The sequence below is a fragment of the Rahnella sp. BIGb0603 genome (genome assembly GCF_024808755.1).
GTDB classification, from domain to species: domain Bacteria; phylum Pseudomonadota; class Gammaproteobacteria; order Enterobacterales; family Enterobacteriaceae; genus Rahnella; species Rahnella contaminans.
The window spans coordinates 207,525-230,178 of record NZ_JANUEX010000002.1 but is presented as its reverse complement, the minus strand read 5'-3'; the positions used below and the strand labels follow the sequence as shown (position 1 = coordinate 230,178).

The window sequence follows — 22,654 nt, the reverse complement described above, 5'->3', positions numbered from 1 at the left end:
TTTGTGCAAATTAACGCTCAGGGCGCAGCAAATGCGGCCCCAGCTGATTCACCGACGTACAACCAAGCTGCGCCAGCGTGCGGTCTACTTCCTGCAAGATAATCTCCAGCGCACGTTGCGCGCCCGCTTCGCCCGCCGCCGCCACGCCGTAGAGCATCGGGCGGCCAAGCAATACGGCATTCGCGCCCAGCGCCAGCGCTTTCACCACGTCGGTACCACGACGAAAACCGCTGTCGATAAGAATAGTGGCATCCGCGCCGCACAACTGGCGAATTTCCGGCAGGACTTCCATCGCGCTGACCGAACCATCGAGCTGACGGCCGCCGTGATTGGACAGCACAATGCCGTCTGCGCCCGCGTCCAGCGCCCGTTGCGCATCGGCCGGTGCCAGAATGCCTTTAATCAGCAACGCGCCCTGCCACTGGCTGCGGATCCAGGCAAACGTTTCCCAGTTCAGGCGGGTATCCATCTGCTCAGAGAAATAGCTCGCCCCACCCGCGCCACGCTGTTTATCCGCAGACACGTAAGGTTTTAAATTGCCAAAACCGGGCATACCCGCCGGTTTCAGCGTCCGCCACACCCAGCCGGGATGCAGCGCGACATCCACCAGGCTCGGCAACGAAAGCTTCATTGGCCGCCGGTAGTTGCGTTTGTCTTTTTCGCGATTACCGAAATGGACGGCATCGACGGACACCACCAGCGTGGTGCATCCGGCAGCTTTCGCCCGCTCCAGCAGGCCGGTTGTCACCGCGCGGTCTTTTAATACGTACAGCTGAAACCAGTGCTGCGGCAGGTTTTCCGCCGCGATTTCTTCAATCGATGCTGTGGACACTGTGCTCTGGATATACCCGATCCCGGCGCGTCTGGCGGTACGGGCCAGCATGGCGTCTGCGCCAAAACGCAGCATGCCGTTGTAACCGGTCGGTGCAATCAGCAGCGGCGCAGAGAGCGTCTGCCCGCAGAGCGTGACAGATAAATCGCGCTGGCTGGAATCCGTCAGTACCGGCGGAATAAAGCGCCAGCGGGCAAAAACCTCACGGTTATCTTTCAGCGTTTGTTCATCATCCGCCCCGCCTTCCACATAGCTGAAAGCGAAACGCGGCAACGCGCGCCGGGCCTGACGGCGCAATTCTTCAATGTTTAACGCAGCACGCTTCACGCGGCTTCCTCCGCCAGAATGTGTTTCAGGCTTTCCATAAACTGCCGGTTATCCTGCTCGTTACCGACTGACACGCGGATCCAGTTTTCATAGCCGGTTTCGCGCCACGGCTTAATAATTACGCCAAAGGTAAGCAATCGCTGTGCCAGTTCCGCGCTCGGCTGGCCGCAATCAAAGAACAGGAAATTGGCGTGCGACGGCGCAACGGTAAAGCCCAGAGCCATCAGCTCTGCGGCCATTTTTTCACGCTGCGCGGTGACCAGCGCAATGCTGTCACGCACGTGCTGTTTATCCTGCAAAGCCGCAACGGCGGCAGTTTGTGCCGAGCGGTTAATGTTAAACGGCGTCCGGACACGGTCGAGCAGATTCACCAGTTCAGAATGGCTGGCTAAACCATAGCCAATGCGCAAACCGGCCAGCCCGTAAGCTTTGGAGAAGGTACGCAACACAATCCACGGACGCGGCTGCTCAGCCAGAACGCGCAGGCTGTCTGGATAATCAGGCTCGTTTTCGCAATATTCAAAATAAGCTTCGTCAATCACCAGAATGCAATTCTGCGGGGCGGCATCGATAATTCGGGCGAATCCTTCGCGACCCAGCATGCAGCCCACCGGGTTCGACGGATTGCTGAAAATCACCATTTTTGCAGGTGTGGAAAGCGCCCGCTCCCAGGCCTCAATATCGAACTGCTGCTGCGCGCTGACGCCCACCAGCGTGACCTCAGCCCCCATCATGCGCGGGAAAATTTCATGCAAACCAAAAGACGGGATCAGCGTGACGACGCGGTCGCCAGGGTTCAGAAAGGCCAGCGCCAGCATGTGTAAAATGTCTTCAGAACCGTTGCCGGCCACAATGTTTTCCGCGCTGACGCCCGTTTCTTCCGCCAGCACCGCACGCAATGCCGCACTAGATGCATCAGAATAAATCGCGCTGAAACGGGCATCAGCTTCAAGCGCCGCAATCACTTTCGGGCTGGCCCCCAGAGGGTTTTCATTACTCGCCAGTTTGGCGATACGGGCTGCGCCATATTTTTGCTGTACAGCGTCGGCTGAAAGCCCGGCGTTATACACGCCCAGCGCCCGTGATGCGGGCCTTGCCAGATTTTTCAGGCACTCTTTTGCTGCATCAAAAGCTGTCGGATCTGAAGCCATCTTTTACCTCGTGCTGTGAAGATTCTGTTCCCGAGTATGCCGGAAGTCCGCGCGGTTTTACGCCACTTTTTAACGCATTTTCAGATTATTTTAGAAACAAAAACGGGCAGCGACCTGCGCCACTGCCCGCTGATTTTGTTCAATTTAATTGCCGCTGTATTCATCACTTACCCTAACGGGCTTCATAGCATCGGCAGGTTCAGGTCATTGCGTTCCGCACAGGCTTTAGCCTGCTCATAACCGGCATCAGCATGACGCATCACGCCGGTTGCCGGGTCATTCCACAGAACGCGCGAAAGGCGTGCATCGGCCTCTTTAGTGCCGTCCGCCACAATGACCATGCCCGCATGTTGCGAGAAGCCCATGCCGACGCCGCCGCCGTGGTGCAGGCTGACCCAGGTTGCGCCGCCCGCAGTGTTGAGTAACGCATTGAGCAGCGGCCAGTCGGAAACCGCGTCGGAGCCGTCTTTCATGGCTTCGGTTTCACGGTTTGGCGAGGCCACAGAACCGGTATCCAGATGGTCACGACCAATGACAACCGGCGCTTTCAGCTCACCGTTGCGCACCATTTCGTTGAAAGCCAGCCCGGCAATATGACGCTCGCCCAGACCGAGCCAGCAGATACGCGCCGGTAAACCCTGGAAGGCGATGCGCTCGCGTGCCATGTCCAGCCAGTTGATCAGGTTGGCGTTATCCGGGAACAGCTCCTTGAGTTTGGCATCCGTTTTATAGATATCTTCCGGGTCACCGGAAAGCGCTACCCAGCGGAACGGGCCTTTGCCCTCGCAGAACAGCGGACGGATATACGCAGGGACAAAGCCCGGAAAATCAAAGGCATTGGTCACGCCTTCGTCTTTCGCCACCTGGCGGATATTGTTGCCATAATCCACGGTCGGAATGCCCATTGCGTGGAAATCCAGCATCGCCTGAACGTGTTTTGCCATCGAGGCTTTTGCGGCCTTCACCACAGATTGCGGATCCGATTTACGCGCTTCCTGCCATTTTTCCAGGCTCCAGCCTTCCGGCAGATAACCGTTCAGCGGGTCATGCGCCGAGGTCTGATCGGTGACGATATCCGGGCGCAAACCGCCTTCTTTCGCACGCGCAACCAGCTGCGGCATCAGTTCCGCGGCGTTGCCCAGCAGGCCGACGGAAATGGCTTTTTTCTCCGCGCAGGCTTTTTCAATCATCGCCAGCGCTTCATCAATGCTGTGCGCCTTGTAATCGACATAACGGGTGCGCAGACGGAAATCGATACGCGATTCCTGGCATTCAATCGCCAGCACGCACGCCCCGGCCAGAACGCCCGCCAGCGGTTGTGCGCCGCCCATACCGCCCAGACCGGCGGTTAAAATCCACTTGCCGCGCAGGTCGCTGTTGTAGTGCTGACGCCCCGCTTCGGCGAACGTTTCGTAAGTGCCCTGAACAATGCCCTGCGCACCAATGTAAATCCACGAACCGGCGGTCATCTGGCCGTACATCATCAGCCCGGCTTTATCCAGCTCATGGAAATGCTCCCAGTTTGCCCAGTGTGGCACGATATTGGAGTTGGCAATCAGCACGCGCGGCGCATCGGTATGGGTACGGAATACGCCGACCGGTTTGCCGGATTGAACGAGCAGCGTTTCGTCTTCACGCAGCTGGCGCAGGCTTTCCAGAATGCTTTCAAACGCGGGCCAGTTACGCGCCGCTTTACCAATCCCGCCGTAAACCACCAGATCTTCCGGGCGCTCAGCGACATCCGGATCAAGGTTGTTTTGGATCATGCGGTACGCGGCTTCAATCAGCCAGTTCTGGCAGCTCAGTTCAGTCCCGTGCGGCGCACGAACAACGCGGGCTACAGCCGTTTTTTGTGGAGCGTTCATCGTCGGTTCCTTCTCTCAAATAGGGTGTTTTCAGGTTCAAAATTTCAGGCAAAGCTTGTGTTCAGGCGAAGCTTTCGATCAAACAAAGCTTGGCAGCAGCGCTTCAATCGCCGCGGGCCAGTGTTCACGGGAAGCCCAGAGACGCATCATTTCGACGTCCGGTGCCATCAGGCGATCCTTTTCAAGAAACGCGACGTTTTCACGGATGGCCTTCATTTCGTTTTCCAGCGTCACAGAGCTTTGCAGCGGACGATGGAAATCAATCCCCTGTGCGGCCGCCATGGCTTCGATGCCCACGACGACGCTGGTGTTAAAGCACATGTCCCCCAGACGGCGTGCGGCGTAAGTCGCCATTGAAACGTGGTCTTCCTGATTCGCTGACGTTGGCAGGCTGTCGACACTGCCCGGATGTGCCAGCGATTTGTTTTCTGACGCCAGCGCGGCTGCCGTCACCTGGGCAATCATGAAACCGGAGTTCACACCGCCGTCGTTCACCAGGAACGGCGGCAGGCCGGAAAGACCGGTATCGAGCAGCAGCGCCATGCGGCGTTCTGAAATCGCACCGATTTCTGCCACCGCCAGCGCGATGATGTCCGCAGCAAACGCCACAGGTTCCGCGTGGAAGTTACCGCCGGAAATCACATCACCATTTTCAGAGAAGACCAGCGGATTGTCGGAGGCGGCGTTGGCTTCGATGCGAAGAATACGCGCCGCGTGATGCAGGTTATCCAGACAAGCGCCCATCACCTGAGGCACGCAGCGGATGGAATACGGATCCTGTACACGCCCGCAATCGGCATGCGACGTGACAATGTCACTGCCTGCCAGAATAGTTGAAAGCGCCGCCGCAACGCCAATCTGGCCCTGCTGACCACGCGCTTCGTGAATGCGTGAATCGAGCGGTTTTACCGACCCTTTGATGGCTTCCAGCGACAACGCGCCTGCCACCAGCCCGGCAGAAAATACGCGCTCCGCTTCGAACAAACCGGAAAGTGCCAGAGACGTTGACACCTGGGTGCCGTTAAGCAGCGCCAGCCCTTCTTTCGGGCCAAGTTCAAACGGCACCAGACCGGCGGTTGCCAGCCCGGCGATGGCCGACATTTTTTCACCTTTCGCCGTGACCTGACCTTCACCAATCAGCATCAGAGAAAGGTGCGCCAGCGGTGCCAGATCGCCGGAAGCGCCGACCGAACCTTTCTCCGGAATACACGGATACACGCCCGCATTAAATAAAGTAATCAGCGCATCAATCACTTCAATGCGGATCCCGGAATGGCCGCGCGACAGGCTCAGGACTTTGGTTGCCATGACCAGACGCACCACGTTATCCGCCAGATCCTTGCCGATACCGACGCTGTGCGACAGCACCAGATTACGTTGCAGCTCAGCCAGCCGTTCAGCAGGAATGCGCGTTTGCGCCAGTTTGCCAAAACCGGTGTTGATCCCGTAAACCACTTTGCCCGACTCAACGATGCGGGTGACCGTTTCCTGCGAAGCCAGTACGCCAGCGCGCGCCTCTTCAGCCAGTTCAAGACGGACGTTGCCTTGATAAATTTTGCGCAGCATCGGCAGGTCAACATGGCCCGGTTGCAGGCGGCAAAGGGTTAAAGCGGTGGATGAAGAAGCCATAATCTATTCCTGTATAGACAAGTGAAACGGGAAGTAAACCCGGCTAAGGCCTCAGCCCGCCGGGTTTTTATGCAATACCTGACACAACAACGTTAAATGTTTACCCGCAGGGAGAGATCAGTGATCCATCGTCTGCATTGTTTCGGTACGGATTTCTTCCGTCACCCGCGCTTTCAGCGCCATAAAATCCGGTGACGTTTTCAGGGTGTAATCACGCGGATGCGGGAAATCAACGGCTATTTCTGTCTTAATCCGCCCCGGCCGCGCACTGAAAATGGCCACTTTGTTCGCCATGAAAATCGCTTCGTCGATATCGTGCGTCACGAACAGCACGGTTTTACGCGAAGATTCCCAGATCGACAGCAGCAGTTCCTGCATCATTACGCGGGTCTGGTTGTCGAGCGCACCAAAAGGTTCGTCCATCAGCAAAATTTTCGGATCATTCGCCAGCGCTCGGGCAATCGCGGTGCGCTGCTGCATGCCGCCGGACAACTGACGGGGAAAATGCTGCTCAAATCCGCGCAGCCCGACCTTATTAATGAAATAGTCGCTGCGCTCTTTTTGCGCCGCTTTGCTGACACCGCGTTCCTGCAAACCAAAACGGATGTTTTGCTCCACCGTCAGCCACGGAAACAGGGTGTAGCTTTGAAACACCATGCCCCGGTCAGCGCCCGGCCCGTCAACCAGTTCGCCATCAAGCCAGACTTCCCCGCGCGTCGGCTGATCCAGCCCTGCCACAATGCGCAAAAGCGTGGATTTGCCGCAGCCCGATGGCCCGAGAATGGTGATGAAGTCATTTTCGTTAACCTGATAATCCACCGGCAACAGCGCCTGCGTTTTCTCGCCTTTCGGGCCGGTGAAAATACGTTCCACCTGCCGGATACTCAGTTTCGGATGGCTCATCACAGCGAACTCCAGACAAACAGGCGGCGGTTTGCCGCTTTAAATAACAGGTCAGAAAGCAAACCGATGCAACCAATCACGATAATGCCGAAGATCATTTGCCCGGTATTGAGCAGCGCCTGACTGTTAACAATCATATGGCCGATGCCACTCGATGAACCGATAAGCTCCGCCACGATGACGTATGTCCACGCCCAGCCCAGCACCAGCCGCAGCAGCTCGGCAATTTCAGGCGCGGCACCCGGAATAATCACCCGGCGAACCACGCTCTGATTCGTCGCACCCAGCGTGTACGCGGCTTCGACCAGATCACGTCGCGCAGCGCCGACCGTCACGGCCACCATCAGGGTTATCTGGAAGAAGGAGCCGATGAAAATTACCAGAATTTTCTGCATTTCACCGATACCCGCCCACAGGATCAGCAGCGGAACAAACGCTGACGCAGGCAGATAACGGCAAAACGACACAAACGGCTCAAAAAACGCTTCAATCAGTTTGTACGACCCCATCAGAATGCCCAGCGGCACGGCAATGGCGCAGGCCAGAACAAAACCGCCCAGCACGCGCATCACCGTCATGCCGATATCGGTAGTGAAATCGAAATCGGTAAACAGTAAAACGCCTTCCTGCAACATGCTGGCCGGGCTGGCCAGGAACGTCGGTGACACGAATCCGGTAAACGTTACCAGCGACCACAGGGCGAAAAACAGGACAAAAAAACAGAACCCGAGGAAACCGCGTCGCCTTGCTGCGACCGGGCGCAAAGGCACCATCATCGGGTTATGCCAGATTTTTTTGCTTGCCGGCAACGGGGCCGGCTCGCGTAAATCTGACTGCGCGTTAACGGGATGTACGGCTGCCTGAGTGACAGAACTGTTCATGTCTTTGTCCTTCATGGCTATTTCACGTACTTCGCGTCATATAAGGTATTGATGTCCGGCGTTTTACGCAGGATTTTCATCTCGGTCAGCAGGCGCGCCGCTTCGTTGGTGAAGGTGACGATTTCACCGCTGAAGAATTTCTTGTTGGCATCGCGACCCTGCCAGCGCAGATAACTGGATTCTTCCGCAAACTGTTTGCCGGTTTCTTTTACCGCAGCACCCATGATTTCGTTGGATTTTTCAGGGTCTTTCTTGATCATATCCAGCGCTTCAAAGTAGCTGTTTACCAGCGCCTGTGCGGCTTTCGGGTTTTTATCCAGCCATGCAGGCGTACAACCCAGCGTATCCATCACCATCGGATAATCGAGCGTCGTGGCAAGGATTTTGCCTTTGTCCGGGCTCTGGCGGATGGTGGAAAGGTAAGGCTCGTACGTTACCGCCGCATCGTTTTGCCCGGCGATAAACGCATGTGCGGCTGCGTCCGGCCCCAGCGTCGCGAGTTTGACGTCTTTCATCGTCATGCCGTTTTTATCGAGGATCCACGCCAGCAGGAAGTAAGAAGAGGTACCCGGCGCATCGACGCTGACGGTTTTCCCTTTCAGGTCGGTAATTTTGTTAATCCCGCTGCGCACGGCAATACCGTCCGCACCGTAGGATTTATCAAGCTGCACGATCTGTTTAATCGGCACGCCGCTGGCGTTCCAGGTTAAATAGGTTTCCACCGTGGTCGCCGCGCACTGCAATGAACCGGAAGCAATCGCCAGATGACGGGACTGCTGCGGCACCATTTTCAGCGTGACTTCAAGGCCGTTCTTTTTGAAGATCCCGGCTTTATCCGCCAGCGTCAGGGGGGCAAAACCTGTCCACCCTGAGATACCAATAGCTACCGGTGTATCTGCCGCCTGCGCCGCACTGACAGCCACGCTGCCCATCGCTACAGCCAGCCCTAACAAAGACAACGAACGTTTCAGTACAGCCCTGGAAATCATGTTGCTCATCTGCCACTCCTGCCAAAGTACCTGTCGGGGGAACGCCTGAAGCGGTGAAAAACCTCAGGCAAAATACGCTACTGTATATTCTTGTCTATACAAGTCAGTCGACTGTATTAAAGCAAGCTTTGTGCCAGTTCCGGCAGAGGCCATTTTACGTCGTTTTCTGTATCACACTGCCCGTTGGCCCGGCAGCAGATGAATCAATTCGGTGCGTCGCACGCTCTTTTTTAGCGCACGGTTAACGCGTGATTTTTGCCCAGAGCAGAAGGCCGTTGTCTGAAAGCGCCGTGATTTCCACGCTTTCCCCACCGTGGTGCGCATCAGCAAGAGCGGCGTTGAAGAACCCTTCTCCGCCACCAAACTGGCGACCATCCGGCCATTGCCATGTTCCGCGGATGGCATACAGCACGCCACCATCGTTAAGAGAAACACAGGGACTTTTAGCGGTGGAAATCACCTGCGCAGAACACCGGTTGCGGCGGGTCATGATATTGAAATCTGTCGTTGTTCCGCCCGGTAAGCTCGCATTCAGCGCGATGTCCCCGCTGAATGCGAAAGGCGTACCCGCTTCAATGAGATGATGATTAATTTCCGGTTCGCAAAGCAGGTGAACGCCCCCGCCGCTCAGCAACGTGATAGAGCGGTCAACGCCGGGAAATGCGGAAAACGGGCCGTCCTGCGCAATGGTGGCAATGCTGGCGCGCCAGTCGAAATCGGCTTCACCCGGTGGCCAGCTGAGGATTTCACGGGTTTCGCCGCCGCCGTTTCGCCACGGGCTGACCGGTAAGTTCTCGAAGGAGAAATGCTGCCAGCTCGTCATGCGACCTCCTCTGCCAGCTGATTAAGCAGGTGCAGGAAATCTTCCGCCGCTTCCTGTTGCTGTTCATGCTGCCCGCCGATAATGCGCGCGACGCCGCCAACGAACACATCACGGATTTGCCCGATATTTCCGGCAAACAACCAGCGGTTAAGCAACTCGCTGTCTCTGGCAGATGAAAGATAAGGATCCTGCCCGTCAAGCACCAGCCAGTCGGCGCGATAGCCTGCGGATAACTGCCCGATTGCCGCACCGCACGCCTGTGCGCCCCCCAATAAGGCCCGTGTATACAGCACATCGCCGACGGAATTTTGCGAGGTTGTGGTCAGACGGTTCCGGCGCTGGTCACGCAGGCGCTGCCCGTATTCAAACCAGCGAAGTTCTTCCACCACGTTGAGGGAAACGTGGCTGTCGGAGCCAATTCCCCAGCGGCCAGATTGCACGAGGTAATCCACCCCGTGGAAAATGCCGTCACCAAGATTGGCTTCTGTCGTCGGGCAGAGTCCGGCAACTGCCCCGCTGTTCGCCATGCTCGCCAGTTCAAAGCGGTCGGCGTGAGTGGCGTGGATCAGGCACCAGCGGGCATCGATGTCGAGATTGTCATACAACCAGGCGATCGGACGCTGTCCGCTCCAGCCCAGACAATCGTTCACTTCTTTTTGCTGCTCGGCGATATGGATATGCACCGGCGACTGTTTATCGCCCGCCGACAGCACCTGCTGCATTTGTTCGAGCGAAACGGCGCGCAGCGAATGGAAGCACAACCCCTGATTTTGCAGCGGCTGGTTTTTCATCTGGCTGCGGATTATGTCCTGCTGTTGCAGATAACCGTCGGCATCCTGAATAAACCGTTTTTGCCCGGTCTGCGCGGGCTGAGCGCCGAAGCCGGCGTAGGTATAAAGCACTGGAAGCATGGTCAGACCGATACCGGTTTGTGCGGCCGCATGGCTCAGATGCGCGGCCATTTCACCGCGGCTGGCATAAGGATTTCCGCTGATATCGTTGTGGAGATAGTGGAATTCGGCGACTTGTGTATAGCCACCTTTAAGCATTTCGATGTACAACTGACGGGCGATAACGCCAACCTGTTCTGGCGTCAGGCGCTGTACCATGCGATACATCAGGTCACGCCAGGTCCAGAAGCTGTCCTGCGGATCACCGGCAACTTCAGCCAGCCCCGCCATTACCCGCTGAAAAGCGTGAGAGTGCAGGTTTGGCATACCCGGCACGACCGGGCCGGAAAGGCGGATACAGCCTTGCGGATCACCACCGGGCGTCACGGCGCTCAGTGTTCCGGCGGCATCAACGTCCAGACGCACATTGTGCGACCAGCCGTGGGCAAGTAAGGCGCGTGAAGCAAAATAAGCAGGCATAACAGCGTTCCTGATCAGCAATGATAAACATAAACGCAATTTTATAGAAACAATTGCAAAACTTTTAAGCGACTTGTCTATACATATACATATGCCTGATTGCGCTGTAAACTTGCAACAATCCTTTTTTTATAAATTTAGTTTTCCGTCACGCCTTTCCGTTTCTTTTCCTTAAGGGAAACTGGCGGACATTCCGGGAAACTTTCCAGATACCTGTGTATTTTTTGAGAGGTCAGAGACATGTCGGAGCCCACACCACTTTCTTCGCAAAGTGCAGCGCAACAGGGAGTGTCTCAGCAGACATTGTCCGAACTGGCTGCGGCCATGAGCGACACGCCCGCGCCGATTTATCAGCGCGTGAAACAGGCGATCATCGGGCAGATCCGTGCCGGTGTCTGGAAACCGCATCAGCGCGTGCCTTCTGAAAGTGAACTGGTCAATGAACTGGGCGTCAGCCGCATGACCATCAACCGTGCGCTGCGCGAACTGACCAGCGAGGGTTTTCTGATTCGCATGCAGGGCGTCGGGACGTTCGTTGCCGAAGCCAAGGCCTACACGCCAATGCTCGAAGTGCATAACATCGCCGATGAAATTGCCCAGCGCGGGCACCGCCACGACAGCAAAATTCTGGTGTGCGAAGCCCGTCTGGCCGACGCAGAACAGGCGCTTCAGTTGGGTATTGCACCGGGCGCCATGCTGTTTTACTCGCAGATTGTGCACTATGAAAACAATGTGCCTGTGCAGATTGAAGACCGTTTTGTAAACCCGGAAACCGCGCCGGATTACCTTCAGCAGGTGCTCAATAAGCAAACGCCTTACACCTATCTGATGGAAATCGCACCGCTGACTGCCGGTGAACACCGCGTTGAAGCCATCGGTGCCAGCGATGAACAGCGCGAACTTTTGCAACTCAGCGAGCATGAGCCGTGCCTCTTAATTCATCGCCGTACCTGGAGCGGCAGCCGCGTGGTGACTTCTGCGCGCCTGATTTATCCGGGCTCCCGCTACCAGCTGTTCGGACGTTTCACCAGCCACGGCTGATGCCCTTTCATGCTGCCATACCCTAATCGCGGCCGTTCCGGGCCGCTATGCTTTCGTTTAAATTTTGGAAGACGTCTCGTAATAAGAAAAAACTATCGCTGGCCGCCTTGCCGGTTCCGCGGTTATGCGTTAGGTTGACTTTAGTTGTCTATACAAGATGAATTCAGCCTGGAGCCTGTCATGCCGGTAGCACTTTCCCCCCGTTTGTCTTCCGAACCGCCCACTCACTGTGACAGCGTATGGCGCGGCGCGGCGCTCGTTACCATGAAAGACGGGCATTACAACCTGATCGAAAACGGCGCGATTGCCGTCACCGGCGGCAAGATTGTCTGGACAGGCAGTGCCGCGGATTGCCCGGCCTTTTCTGATGCAAAACAGCACGAGTTTGACGGCGGCATCATCACGCCGGGTTTTGTCGACTGCCATACGCATCTGGTGTTCGGGGGCGATCGCAGCGCTGAATTTGAACAGCGTTTGAACGGTGTAAGTTATGCAGAAATCGCGGCAGCAGGCGGCGGAATTATCTCGACCGTCAACGCCACGCGTGACGCCACAGAAGATGAACTGCTGGCGCAGGCGTTATTTCGCCTCAAACCGCTGCTGGCTGAAGGCGTTACCTGCGTTGAGATTAAATCCGGCTATGGCCTGAGCGTGGAAAGCGAGCTGAAAATGCTGCGCGTGATCCGCAGGCTGGGCGTGATATTGCCGGTTGAGGTGAAATCCACCTGCCTTGCCGCGCACGCCCTGCCGCCTGAATTTAAGGGCCGCGCCGATGACTATATAGACCTGATTTGCGACACGTTACTGCCGGTGGTCGCCAGCGAAAACCTGGCCGATGCGGTGGATGCGTTCTGTGAGCATCTGGCGTTCTTGCCGGATCAGGTTGAACGGGTATTTAAGGCTGCTGCGGCACTGGGTTTACCGGTCAAACTGCATGCGGAGCAACTTTCTTCGCTCCACGGCAGCGCGCTGGCAGCCCGGCATCACGCACTCTCCGCCGATCATCTTGAATACGCAACGGAAGACGACGCCAAAGCCATGGCCGCCAGCGGAACGGTCGCCGTGTTACTGCCGGGTGCCTATTATTTGCTGCGCGAAACGCAGTGCCCGCCGGTAGCGCATTTCCGCCAGCATAACGTGCCGATGGCGCTGGCAAGCGACGCTAATCCGGGAACCTCTCCGGCGCTTTCGCTGCGTCTGATGCTCAATATGGGTTGCACGCTGTTTCGTCTCACACCGGAAGAGGCGCTGGCCGGGATCACCTGTCACGGCGCGAGGGCACTGGGATTACAGGAAACGCACGGCACGCTGGAAACGGGCAAAGTCGCTGATTTCATCCACTGGCCGCTGTCGCGACCGGCAGAACTGGTTTACTGGCTGGGCGGGCAGTTGCCCTGCACTATCGTTTATCGCGGAGAAATCCGGGGAGAATTTTGTTCATGAGCCTTTCAGCAGCTAACCGCATCACCGATCCTTACCATTTCATTCCCGGCACAGCACCAATACTGATCAGCATTCCCCACGCAGGCACACACCTGACGCCGGAAGTCGCCAGCGGGCTGAGTGATGCCGCGCTGCCGCTTTCGGATACCGACTGGCATATTCCGAAGCTGTATGACTTTGCCCGCGCGCTGGGTGCCAGCATTCTGGTCGGCCAGTATTCGCGTTTCGTGATTGACCTGAACCGCCCTTCCGACGATAAACCGCTCTACACCACTGCCACCACCGGTTTGTATCCGGACACATTGTTTGACGGGCGCGCCACCTTTAAACCGGGAATGATGCCGACTGACGCTCAGCGTCAGCAATATCTCGATGAAATCTGGCAACCGTATCACCAGAAAATTCAGTCAGAACTGGAGCGGATGAAACAGGAATTCGGCTATGCGCTGCTGTTTGACGCCCATTCAATTGCCTCCGTGATCCCGCGTCTTTTCGACGGCCAGTTGCCAGATCTGAATCTCGGCACCAACAGCGGTGAAAGCTGTGCACCCGAGCTGAGTGAAATCCTCGAAAAAACCTGCCAGCAGCAGACGCGTTTCACCCATGTTCTGAACGGCCGCTTTAAAGGCGGGTACATTACGCGGGCTTACGGCCAGCCGGAAAACGATGTGCATGCCGTTCAGCTGGAACTGGCACAGGTGAATTACATGGAGGAAATTGAGCCGTTCAGCTATTCAGAGGACAAAGCCTCTGAGCTCCAGGCTTTGTTGAAGCCATTGCTGGCGGGGATGGTGTCGTGGGGATCGGAGAGGTATAAACAGGGCGCTGTTTAATCACGCTTTTTATCGCTGACGCTTGGTTTGATTGGATTGTATCAGGTGTAAGTTTCGGTTTCTCAATGGCAGTTATCACTCAGCGCCGGGTGCCGAAACCGACCAAAAGGGGAAAGTGCTTTTCCCCTTTTGGATTTCCCCACGCTTTATCAACACGCGCTCCGCTCGCAGTTTAAGAGCCCGGGCTTCTCAAGGGGCGCGGCGACAGGCGCTCCTTGAGGCCCGTTTGGGCGGCAAGCCAAGGTTTTGAACTTGACCTAAAGCCAGCTCGGGCGATTAGCGCCCAATGCCCGCTCCGGCATTACTTAAAGTCCGCGTACGGCACCAACGGCTCCGGCGGCATATCCAAATCCCCCTGCCATCCGCTTAATGAATATCTCGCGTAGAGCAGATAGTGACTCGGCGTGTAATCTTTAGCCTGCTGGATGTCGATCCCGGCACCCACCGTCCAGTGGGAACTGACACGGCGTTCGACCAGCGCCTGAACCGTGTAACCAAACCCGGAACCGCTGCTGCCGGTTTCGACAGCGCCTTTGTCCGGCAGAGAATCAGGTATGAGATTCTGGATCGGATACCGCTTTTCATCGCTGGTGGATGAACGTGACCACGAAACCGAACCGCCCAGCTGCCATGACCAGTTTTCGGTGCGCTGGCGGTAATTCACCGGTACCGATAAAGAGAAATACTGCTGCGGACTGTAGTAACCACCTTGCCCCAGCGTGTAGCCGCTGAGATCTTTCTGGTAATGCCACAGCATGGAGCTGAGGCCGACGGTCGCGCGGCGGTTATCTTCGTTGATAACTTTGTAGTAATAGCCCCCCATCAGGCGTTCGCGGGTGTTGTCTTCGACGTTTTCACCCGTCAGCTGATGTGCGCTGACGTCTGCCCAGACGCCGTTTGCCAGCCCCTGATCGTAGCTCAGGCCCAGGCTGGCACCGGTCGCGCGTACGCCGCCCCAGGTGGTGCCGGTTCCCGGATCTTTTGCACCGGCAAAGGAAAGCAGTGAGCTTGAAACCGGACGGCGTGAAACGGCGGTCGTCCAGCCGATATCACCCCAGTCTCCGCTGTAGGCCAGCCCGCCGACCCAGTCAACGACAGGGAAGCCCAGCGGCGTAGTGCCCAGATCCCCTTTCCATTTGTCGTTTTCCCAGCCCGCACCAAGGCTGACGCCGTTGGCCGTCTGGCTGCGGTAGCTCCGGCAATTCTGATCACTACAGCTCCCGAAACTGGCTTCGTAGTTGCCGTTTTCGTTGTCAAACGTTCCCGCGTCCATACGCACCCAGTCGGCACGCAGGAATCCACGCCCCTGATAAACCGGCATATCCGCCTGGAACATGGTGGTATTAGCGGTGAGGTCGGATTTCCCCGGCGTCCCGCTGGAGGTCCAGGAATCGGTGTCCACCGTGAAGTTCACATCCTGCTGGCGGTAGAGGTCATGCGCGTCCGAGCGGATACCACGTTTCAACCAGTCATCGCTGTCGTTGTTACGGGTCAGACGGGTGTAACTGTCGTTGTCCTGCGGCTGTTTGTCGGTGATCCCGCTGGCAATCATCGCCTGTTCGTAATCCTGACGCGCCAGTTGCGGCTGACCGAGCTGTTGTTCTACGTTTGCCGCATTGCGGTAAATCAGCGCTTTGTCCTGCCCGGCAGGTTGAGTTCGTGCTGCGGTTTTCAGCGGTTGTAACAGTGCGGCGGCGCGTGAGGTTTCGCCCACATCCAGCCACGCCATCGCGACACGCCGCTGCTGATTCAGGCTCATGCCTTTCAGATCGGCGGCTTGCAGCCGTTGTTTCGCCTGCGATTTGTTACCCGCCGCTAACGCGGTATCAATGCCGGTGAGGGTTTTATCGAGCTGAATGCGCTGCGCCATTTCGCGCATGTTGTCGTTCCACTTCGTTTCCGGCAGCGTATGCAGATGGCGAAGCGCCGCGTCGTCGCGGTCAGAACCGGAAAGATAAAGTGAATATGCGTAAACCTGTTCCGCATCCGCCGGGCGTTTTGCCGCAAGATGTGCGAAAGCGGCGTCTGCCTGTGCCGGTTCTCCGGCTTCACGCAGCGCATTGGCGTAGTGGTAGGTCGTCCAGACGTCATCCGGATTGAGTTTCAGGGCTTCGGCATAACGGTTCGCCGCCTGATTCCACTGGCGGTGAGCAACGTACTTTTCGGCCTGTGCAGTGACAATGTCACTTTGTAATCCACGTTGTTTATCAATCAGTTTGGCCTGAGATGCAGCCGGTAACGAATTGAGGTAATCGAGCGCTTTTTGCGATGACTGACGCTGATAAATATTCACCAGCCCGCGCTGGGCGCTGCTGTTATCACGTTCCAGCCGCAGCGCATGCAAATAAGCCTGCCCGGCCTGCGGGTCATTTTTGCGCGCCACGGCGACATCACCGAGGCCAATCAGCGCCCACGGATCGCGTGAGTCGATGCGCTGCGCCTGTTTGTACGCCGCTTCGGCCTGCTCAAGCCGGTTGGCTTTCAGCGCGTTATCGCCCTGACTGATTTTCAGCCAGTAACTGTTGGTCTGGATCAGACTGGTCCATTTACCGGAATTATAACCGTCAGTTTCGGCGGCTTTGGCCCGCTCGAAAAGATTCAGCGCCTGCTGGCGGTTACCGGCGCGGGAATACGCCAGCCCCATTGCGCCCAGCACTTCGGCATCATTCGGTTTGGCCTGCAACGCCTGTTTAAGCGGAGCGATCGCGCCGGTTGAACCGCCGTTGCTGACCTGCGCCAGCCCGCGAACGCGCGCCTGATAATGAGGATCGGCCAGCAAACCCTGCTGACGCTGAAGTTCCTGCTGTGCCGCAATCACCTGCGGGCCGGTATCAAACGTGGCAATAAACTGTTGCAGCGCGTCAACGCTGGCATTGCTTACCGGCTGATCTTTGATTTTCGCCAGCCACAAATCAGCGGCGGGTGAACGCCCTTCATTGGTGGCGGCAATCTGTTTCACCAGAACCACGGCTTTGGCGTTATCGCCTTGTTCAAAGGCCATCTGCGCCAGCTGCAAACGCAACTGCACATCGCCTGGATACTGGTTATTCAGCGCCAGTAACTGCGCCTGTGCACGCGCTTTTTGCCCAGGAAGGCGGGCAACCAGTTGCCAGTATTCCACGGCCAGATCTAAGGTTGGCGGCTGGCCATCAAAGAGCTGATCGTACTGCGCTTTCGCTTCATCCAGACGCCCTGCCGTGGCCAGCAAACGCGTCTGCTGGAGTTTTTGCTGCATCTCCGGCGAGGCGATCTTCAGGCTCAGCTGCGCCTGACGGTATTCGTCAGAACCCGGCGCCACCTCTTTAATTCTTTCCAGCTGTTGCTGCGCTTTAACCTGGTCGCCTTCCCGCAGGGAAAGGCGAAGACGTGCGGACAACACTTTTGGATTTTTTGGATCCATTAATTCCAGACGAAACAGCGACTGACGCACCAGATCGTCCTGATGGCTGGCCTCCCCGACGCGGACCTGTTCCAGCAACCACTGCTCGGGGGAAACCACCGGCGCCGAAATTGACGGCGCGGCGAGCAGAGCAAGCCCGAGCGTCAGGGCCAGCCGGTTGAAGATAAACGGTATTCTACGACGCGTGTTCACAAGCCTATTCCTGGTCATCATCAGACAGACGACGACGCGCCAGAGAACGCAGGCCGGTCCACAGTAAGATTGCAGCAAGAATCACCACAATAACCGCCATCAGTGCCAGCAAGGCCGGATGGTTTGCCAGCGCATTCCACACGCGTTCCCACCACGGCAGATGGCCGACATAGTAGGTATCGCCGACTTTCAGGCTGCTCACGCCGGAATCGCGCACCACGGTCACAGAACCAAAGACCTGCGCCCGTTGTTTCGCATCCTGCATTGAGGTGTTCAGCATCTCAAAGCCTTTCTGACCGTTGGCCATCAGCGCCACAACGCTGCGCTGGTCAAAGTAAGGGGACTGCAAACCGACGATGGCCGCAATCGGCCCCTGCGCACTGATCTGCGTACTGGTATCGACGCGCGCATCGCTGGCCGGTGCAGTGTTGTCCGGTAACGCAGCCTGACGGATTGGTGTATTGACCGCATCGCGTGCGGCATCCAGCAGCAGGTTGGCTTTTTTGTCATCACGCAGGGTGTCGTCGCGCATGCCCGCTGGCAGGTTGCCGATAACCAGTAAATCTGCGTCGGTGGTTTTCGCTTTTGCCGCGTCTTCCGTGAGGCTAACGCCAAGTGACGGATAACCGGTCAGTGCGCCGATATTACCCATCGCATCCAGTAATGTGGTGAGCTGAACCGGCTGCGGCTGCGGCTGAACCAGTACCAGCGTCTGTGACAAATCGGCCATGCGGCTGAACGGGAAACCGGCGTTGGCAAAAGCGCGCAAATCCGGCATCGCCATAAAGTGACGGTAACCGGAGAAGTCGATGGTGGAACTGTCGTCGATCACGACGTGGTTTGGCACGGTGGTGTAGGTTTCGCAGCGCCCTTCCATTCCGCTCGCCAGCAGCGAGGTGTAATCGAAGTCAAAGCGCATCTGGTTTACCGCGCCGAGTTTAAGCGCCGGAATGTTCAGATCTTTGCTGCCGTCCAGCAGCCCCTGCAACAGGGACAAATGCAGAAGCTGCGATTCTTCGTCATGACCGGCTTTCAGGGTCAAATCCTGCACAAACTGGTTATTCAGGCTGATGCTCAGACGGGAGGTATTTTTCAGCTGCGGCGAGGTGTAGCGATATTTCAGGCGCATATCGATACCGGTGCTGTTAATCAGGAACAGGTCTGGCGGCAGATTGATGTTCATGGTAATCGGGTTCGGCTGGAGGCCGTCCGACTGCAACTGTTCCGCGTACTGTTTAAGCTCGCCGAAGTTCATCGGACGGTCTGTCCGCACCCAGTTTGGCGCGTCGTAAGGCTGGCGAGGCTGGATATGATCAACGTTATCCACGCTTACGGTTTCGCCACGGAACAGGATATTGCCCTGCGAAATGCCTTTTACGGCAGTCAGCAAATCGTTGTCATCGCGCCCCAGAATCAGCAGCATTTTGACGTAAGGATTGTCCGCGCGGCTGACCATCTGCACGACCGGCCCTTTCACCGGCGGCATGTCTTTCAGGAAATCAGGACGTTTGTCGTTGGTGGCAAACACTACGGCGTGGTTGTCCGGCAGCTGGTTGTACAGCGTCGGGAAAGACTGCCCGCGCCACTGCGCTTTAGCACCAAACCACGACGCCAGAATGGCGGCCGCCTGTTGCTGGCTGGCGTCCGGAGACGCGGCAAATACCATCGGTAAATCCAGCGGACGGCTGTCGCGCGCATCAAAGAACGGCACCGGGAAATGCGCCAGATCGTTGCTGAGCGGCAGTTTCTGGTATTGCAGACTGAGCGAACTGCCCTTGCCGATTTCCAGCCACAGCGTGGTGTTGGCCGGATTTTCACAGACGTTCTGATAATGGCCGATAAACTCCAGCCGGATGCGGTTGAAATCGGTGATGTAGCGCGGATCAATGACCATCTGTAAGTGATTTTTCTTGCCGAGCTGGTCTTTATCAATCACTTCAACGCCCATCAGCTGGTCGTTGAGATATACCTTGAGGTGCGACTGCACCGGAATTAATGACGGCGACGGCGTGAATTCTAGATTCAGGGTGGACTGCGTCACGACTTCGTCACTGCGCACACCAAATTCGATTTGCCCGTTGGGCTGAATACCGCGCAGGGTAATCGCGCCCGGCGTCGGAGCGACATCCGCAAACGGCAGCGTCACGTTGCGTACCGGCGCACCCGGAATAATCATCGGATTGACCGCCGGCGCAACCACCGGCAATAGCACCTGCGGCGCAGGCGTATTTTGTGCAGCGTCAGGTGCCGGTGCATTGCCCGCGCGCGCCGGTGCCTGCTCGCTGAACGCCGGAGCCGCTGAACCCAAAGCCAATGTCATCAATGCGGATGCCATTAAAGTCGTCAAAGGAAGTCTTTTCATTGTTTAGTCATCATCAGGTTGGATTCATCAGGCTGAGCAGACAGCGGCGGATTGCGTGGGGCAAAGGACAGCAACCAGCAGCAAAACGCCTGGGTGCCGGAGGCCAGAGGGCGATATTTTTTCGGGGCAATGTCCAGCATCCGCAGATAACCGCGAATACCCAGCCCCATCACTTCGCGCAGGCTTTCCATAGGTTTGTCTTCCGGGAAATTGTCTTCACGTAATACCCAGCTGTCAGCGCGGGCAAAGGTACATTGAATGAAATCGATATGCTGTTGTGTGGTTAAAGGCTGAAGCTGCATGCCGATGCTTTTGCCAAATACACGGCTGATTTGCATCGGGAATGTATACTCCTGCTGACCACGATGAAGCAGTAACGTGACGTTGTCACCCGGCTGGAACTGGCTGGCACTCTCGGTTTCCAGCCCGACACCATTATCGGAGTAGTCCTGCACGGTACAGACATAAATATGCCCGTCCGGGCGCATTAATGACGCCGGCATTTTGGCTTCCACGCGGTGAGCCTGACGCACCTGTTTGGATTCGAATGCCACCGCGATCGCCCCGCCCAGAATAATCATGTTGTAAATCACCCATGCCATACTCACCAGCACGGTAAGAATTTCGTCGGTGCGGCCATACATCACGCGGTAAATCCCAAAGAACAGACCGGCCAGATTAAGCAGCATCAGCACCTGATACGGGCGGCTGATTTTCCAGTCGACATACGCATGTTTGTTCAGGCCGCCTTTTGCCGTGACGTTAAAAGTCCCGGCGTGCGGATTAAACAGCGCGATGGTCGTCGGCCTGGCGATATACCACGCCAGCACGGTTTCGTAGATTTCATTCCAGAAGGAGTGGCGGTATTTCCCCTGCACCCGCGAATTGGTCAGGCTGGCGTGGATCATGTGCGGCAGCACGTACAGCGCGATGGCCAGTGCAGGCGCGTAAATCACGTAAGCATGCAGCAGCAGGAACGCCAGCGGCGCAGTCAGGAAGATCAGCCGCGGAATACCGGCCAGAAAGTGCATCATGGCGTTGGCATAACACAGCCGCTGCGCCAGTTTCAACCCTTTGCCAAACAGCGGGTTATCTAGGCGGAAAATCTGCACCATCCCGCGCGCCCAGCGGATACGCTGGCTGACGTGCGCTGACAGGCTTTCTGTCGCCAGACCGGCGGCCTGCGGAATGCGGATATATGCCGAGCTGTAGCCGTGGCGGTGCATCCGCAGCGAGGTATGCGCATCTTCAGTGACGGTTTCCACCGCGATGCCGCCGATTTCATCGAGCACGTCACGGCGTAACACCGCGCATGAACCACAGAAGAAACTGGCATCCCACAGGTCGTTACCGTCCTGCACCAGCCCGTAGAACAGCTCGCCTTCATTTGGCGTGCGGCGCATGCGGCCAAGGTTGCGTTCGAAAGGATCCGGCGAGAAGAAGTGATGCGGCGTCTGCAACATGCTGAGATTTTTATCTTTAAAGAACCAGCCGACGGTCAGTTGCAGGAAAGATCGCGTCGGCACGTGGTCACAGTCAAAAATCGCCACCAGCTGGCTTTTGGCATATTTCAGCGCGTGGTTGATGTTCCCCGCTTTCGCGTGTTCGTGCGTTTCGCGGGCAATATACTGAACCCCGATTTCATGCGCAAAATCGGCGAACTCCTTGCGGTTACCGTCATCGAGCAGGTAAATGGTGAGTTTGTCGCGCGGCCAGTCCAGCCCTAGCGCGGCATACAGCGTCGGTTTCACCACGCTCAGGTCTTCGTTATAGGTAGGGATCATCAGATCCACCGTCGGCCACGTCGATACATCCGCAGGCATCGGCACCGGTTTACGGTTTAGCGGCCAGATGGTCTGGATATAACCGAGCACCAGCACCGTCCAGGAATAGGTTTCCGCACCCAGCAGCAGCAAGCCACAAATCAGGCTAAGCGGATCATCCCAGTTTAACGTCGAGGTGTAACGCCACCATAAATAGCGGCAGGAAATGGTCAGAGAGAGAACTATCAGCATCAGCGCGGGGAATCGCCCCGGGATCCGCCGGATAATCATCGCAATGCTCCACAACAGCACCACGAAAACAAACTGCGCGATATAGCCGAAAGGCTGCGAAATACAGAACATCGCCAGCGTAATCGCTACCAGACTGGTCAGGGTTATCAGTACGCGTTTGCCGAGGCGGTTCATTTTACCAATGCGGCGTGTGACGCGAATTTCCAGCGGGTTCTGTTTCACCTGTTTCGGCAGCGATTCCAGCCACAGAATGACTTTCTCGCGTAAACGTTGCGGCCATCGGGTGTAAACGATGCGTTCGCGCAGGCCGTCCGATGGAATAATCACCAGCAACCACAGGCTCTGAACCAGATAACGCAAAGGATCGGCCAGACGAGGTTTTGACGGTGAAAATTGCGGATACCAGCGGGTGCGCCGGGCTTGTACATTTTGCCAGGAAGGTGATTCAAAACGCAGAAACAGCCAGCATACAGCGATACAAAAGACCATCGTTCCCGAGGCCAGCCGTGAAGCACGACTGGCGCGATACCGCCGGTAGCGGTCTTGTAATTCAGACACCACCGGTGGCACGAGGAAGAGGTTCAGCAGGCGGTTCATT

The 22,654-nt window shown here is 56.9% G+C and carries 15 protein-coding genes; 3 read left to right on the top strand and 12 right to left on the bottom strand.

All coding sequences use genetic code 11. The features are described 5' to 3' along the window. Positions 1–10: 10 nt before the first annotated feature. The 9 genes from M2403_RS06190 to M2403_RS06150 all read right to left on the bottom strand — a co-directional run bounded on the left by M2403_RS06190 (position 11) and on the right by M2403_RS06150 (position 10,770). A complete protein-coding gene (locus M2403_RS06190) occupies positions 11–1,159 on the bottom strand; it encodes an alpha-hydroxy acid oxidase (RefSeq protein WP_259228746.1) in 1,149 nt (382 codons plus the stop codon). Next, the gene (gene hisC, locus M2403_RS06185) at positions 1,156–2,310 is read right to left on the bottom strand and encodes a histidinol-phosphate transaminase (RefSeq protein WP_259228745.1); all 1,155 of its coding nucleotides are present in this window, start codon (positions 2,308–2,310) and stop codon (positions 1,156–1,158) included. Before hisC ends, M2403_RS06190 begins: the two co-directional genes overlap by 4 nt. 182 nt (positions 2,311–2,492) lie before the next feature. Continuing rightward, positions 2,493–4,175, bottom strand: a complete 1,683-nt coding sequence (gene hutU / locus M2403_RS06180; protein WP_208951123.1) for a urocanate hydratase — start codon at positions 4,173–4,175, stop codon at positions 2,493–2,495. 78 nt (positions 4,176–4,253) lie between these two features. Then, a complete protein-coding gene (gene hutH / locus M2403_RS06175) occupies positions 4,254–5,804 on the bottom strand; it encodes a histidine ammonia-lyase (protein WP_152326185.1) in 1,551 nt (516 codons plus the stop codon). Positions 5,805–5,921: 117 nt separating this feature from the next. Next, on the bottom strand, positions 5,922–6,707 hold the full coding sequence (locus tag M2403_RS06170) for an ABC transporter ATP-binding protein (protein ID WP_259228744.1): 786 nt from the start codon (positions 6,705–6,707) through the stop codon (positions 5,922–5,924). Continuing rightward, a complete protein-coding gene (locus M2403_RS06165; RefSeq protein ID WP_152326183.1) occupies positions 6,707–7,588 on the bottom strand; it encodes an ABC transporter permease in 882 nt (293 codons plus the stop codon). Before M2403_RS06165 ends, M2403_RS06170 begins: the two co-directional genes overlap by 1 nt. A gap of 17 nt (positions 7,589–7,605) precedes the next feature. Next, a complete protein-coding gene (locus M2403_RS06160; protein WP_208951121.1) occupies positions 7,606–8,586 on the bottom strand; it encodes an ABC transporter substrate-binding protein in 981 nt (326 codons plus the stop codon). A gap of 232 nt (positions 8,587–8,818) precedes the next feature. Next, positions 8,819–9,400: a HutD family protein gene (locus M2403_RS06155; protein WP_259228743.1), complete on the bottom strand. Its 582-nt coding sequence runs from the start codon at positions 9,398–9,400 to the stop codon at positions 8,819–8,821. After that, entirely contained in the window at positions 9,397–10,770 is a 1,374-nt protein-coding gene (locus tag M2403_RS06150) for a formimidoylglutamate deiminase (RefSeq protein WP_259228742.1), read from the bottom strand. The genes M2403_RS06155 and M2403_RS06150 overlap by 4 nt, the downstream gene beginning before the upstream one ends. A gap of 240 nt (positions 10,771–11,010) precedes the next feature. Between M2403_RS06150 and hutC the strand changes: the two genes are divergently transcribed. The 3 genes from hutC to hutG all read left to right on the top strand — a co-directional run bounded on the left by hutC (position 11,011) and on the right by hutG (position 14,087). Next, a complete protein-coding gene (hutC, locus tag M2403_RS06145; RefSeq protein WP_152326179.1) occupies positions 11,011–11,811 on the top strand; it encodes a histidine utilization repressor in 801 nt (266 codons plus the stop codon). A 180-nt stretch (positions 11,812–11,991) separates the two neighbouring features. Further along, the gene (gene hutI, locus M2403_RS06140; protein ID WP_405047810.1) at positions 11,992–13,254 is read left to right on the top strand and encodes an imidazolonepropionase; all 1,263 of its coding nucleotides are present in this window, start codon (positions 11,992–11,994) and stop codon (positions 13,252–13,254) included. Beyond that, the gene (gene hutG / locus M2403_RS06135; protein ID WP_259228741.1) at positions 13,251–14,087 is read left to right on the top strand and encodes an N-formylglutamate deformylase; all 837 of its coding nucleotides are present in this window, start codon (positions 13,251–13,253) and stop codon (positions 14,085–14,087) included. Before hutI ends, hutG begins: the two co-directional genes overlap by 4 nt. 301 nt (positions 14,088–14,388) lie before the next feature. Here the strand turns inward: hutG and M2403_RS06130 are convergent, their stop codons facing one another. The 3 genes from M2403_RS06130 to bcsA are packed head-to-tail and all read right to left on the bottom strand — an operon-like array spanning position 14,389 to position 22,653. Then, positions 14,389–17,697, bottom strand: coding sequence for a cellulose biosynthesis protein BcsC (locus M2403_RS06130; protein WP_405047813.1), 3,309 nt, complete (start codon positions 17,695–17,697; stop codon positions 14,389–14,391). Further along, the gene (bcsB, locus tag M2403_RS06125) at positions 17,684–20,041 is read right to left on the bottom strand and encodes a cellulose biosynthesis cyclic di-GMP-binding regulatory protein BcsB (RefSeq protein ID WP_259228739.1); all 2,358 of its coding nucleotides are present in this window, start codon (positions 20,039–20,041) and stop codon (positions 17,684–17,686) included. The genes M2403_RS06130 and bcsB overlap by 14 nt, the downstream gene beginning before the upstream one ends. Beyond that, positions 20,038–22,653, bottom strand: coding sequence for a UDP-forming cellulose synthase catalytic subunit (gene bcsA / locus M2403_RS06120; RefSeq protein WP_165057464.1), 2,616 nt, complete (start codon positions 22,651–22,653; stop codon positions 20,038–20,040). Before bcsA ends, bcsB begins: the two co-directional genes overlap by 4 nt. Between the last annotated feature and the right edge of the window lies 1 nt (position 22,654).

Coding starts and splice junctions, on each gene's coding strand:
- M2403_RS06155 (WP_259228743.1), bottom strand. CDS start 9,400: ATGACGAGCTGGCAGCATTTCTCCTTCGAGAACTTACCGGTCAGCCCG.
- M2403_RS06150 (WP_259228742.1), bottom strand. CDS start 10,770: ATGCCTGCTTATTTTGCTTCACGCGCCTTACTTGCCCACGGCTGGTCG.
- hutC (WP_152326179.1), top strand. CDS start 11,011: ATGTCGGAGCCCACACCACTTTCTTCGCAAAGTGCAGCGCAACAGGGA.
- bcsA (WP_165057464.1), bottom strand. CDS start 22,653: ATGAACCGCCTGCTGAACCTCTTCCTCGTGCCACCGGTGGTGTCTGAA.
- M2403_RS06165 (WP_152326183.1), bottom strand. CDS start 7,588: ATGAACAGTTCTGTCACTCAGGCAGCCGTACATCCCGTTAACGCGCAG.
- M2403_RS06160 (WP_208951121.1), bottom strand. CDS start 8,586: ATGAGCAACATGATTTCCAGGGCTGTACTGAAACGTTCGTTGTCTTTG.
- bcsB (WP_259228739.1), bottom strand. CDS start 20,041: ATGAAAAGACTTCCTTTGACGACTTTAATGGCATCCGCATTGATGACA.
- hutU (WP_208951123.1), bottom strand. CDS start 4,175: ATGAACGCTCCACAAAAAACGGCTGTAGCCCGCGTTGTTCGTGCGCCG.
- M2403_RS06130 (WP_405047813.1), bottom strand. CDS start 17,697: ATGACCAGGAATAGGCTTGTGAACACGCGTCGTAGAATACCGTTTATC.
- M2403_RS06170 (WP_259228744.1), bottom strand. CDS start 6,707: ATGAGCCATCCGAAACTGAGTATCCGGCAGGTGGAACGTATTTTCACC.
- hutH (WP_152326185.1), bottom strand. CDS start 5,804: ATGGCTTCTTCATCCACCGCTTTAACCCTTTGCCGCCTGCAACCGGGC.
- hisC (WP_259228745.1), bottom strand. CDS start 2,310: ATGGCTTCAGATCCGACAGCTTTTGATGCAGCAAAAGAGTGCCTGAAA.
- hutI (WP_405047810.1), top strand. CDS start 11,992: ATGCCGGTAGCACTTTCCCCCCGTTTGTCTTCCGAACCGCCCACTCAC.
- hutG (WP_259228741.1), top strand. CDS start 13,251: ATGAGCCTTTCAGCAGCTAACCGCATCACCGATCCTTACCATTTCATT.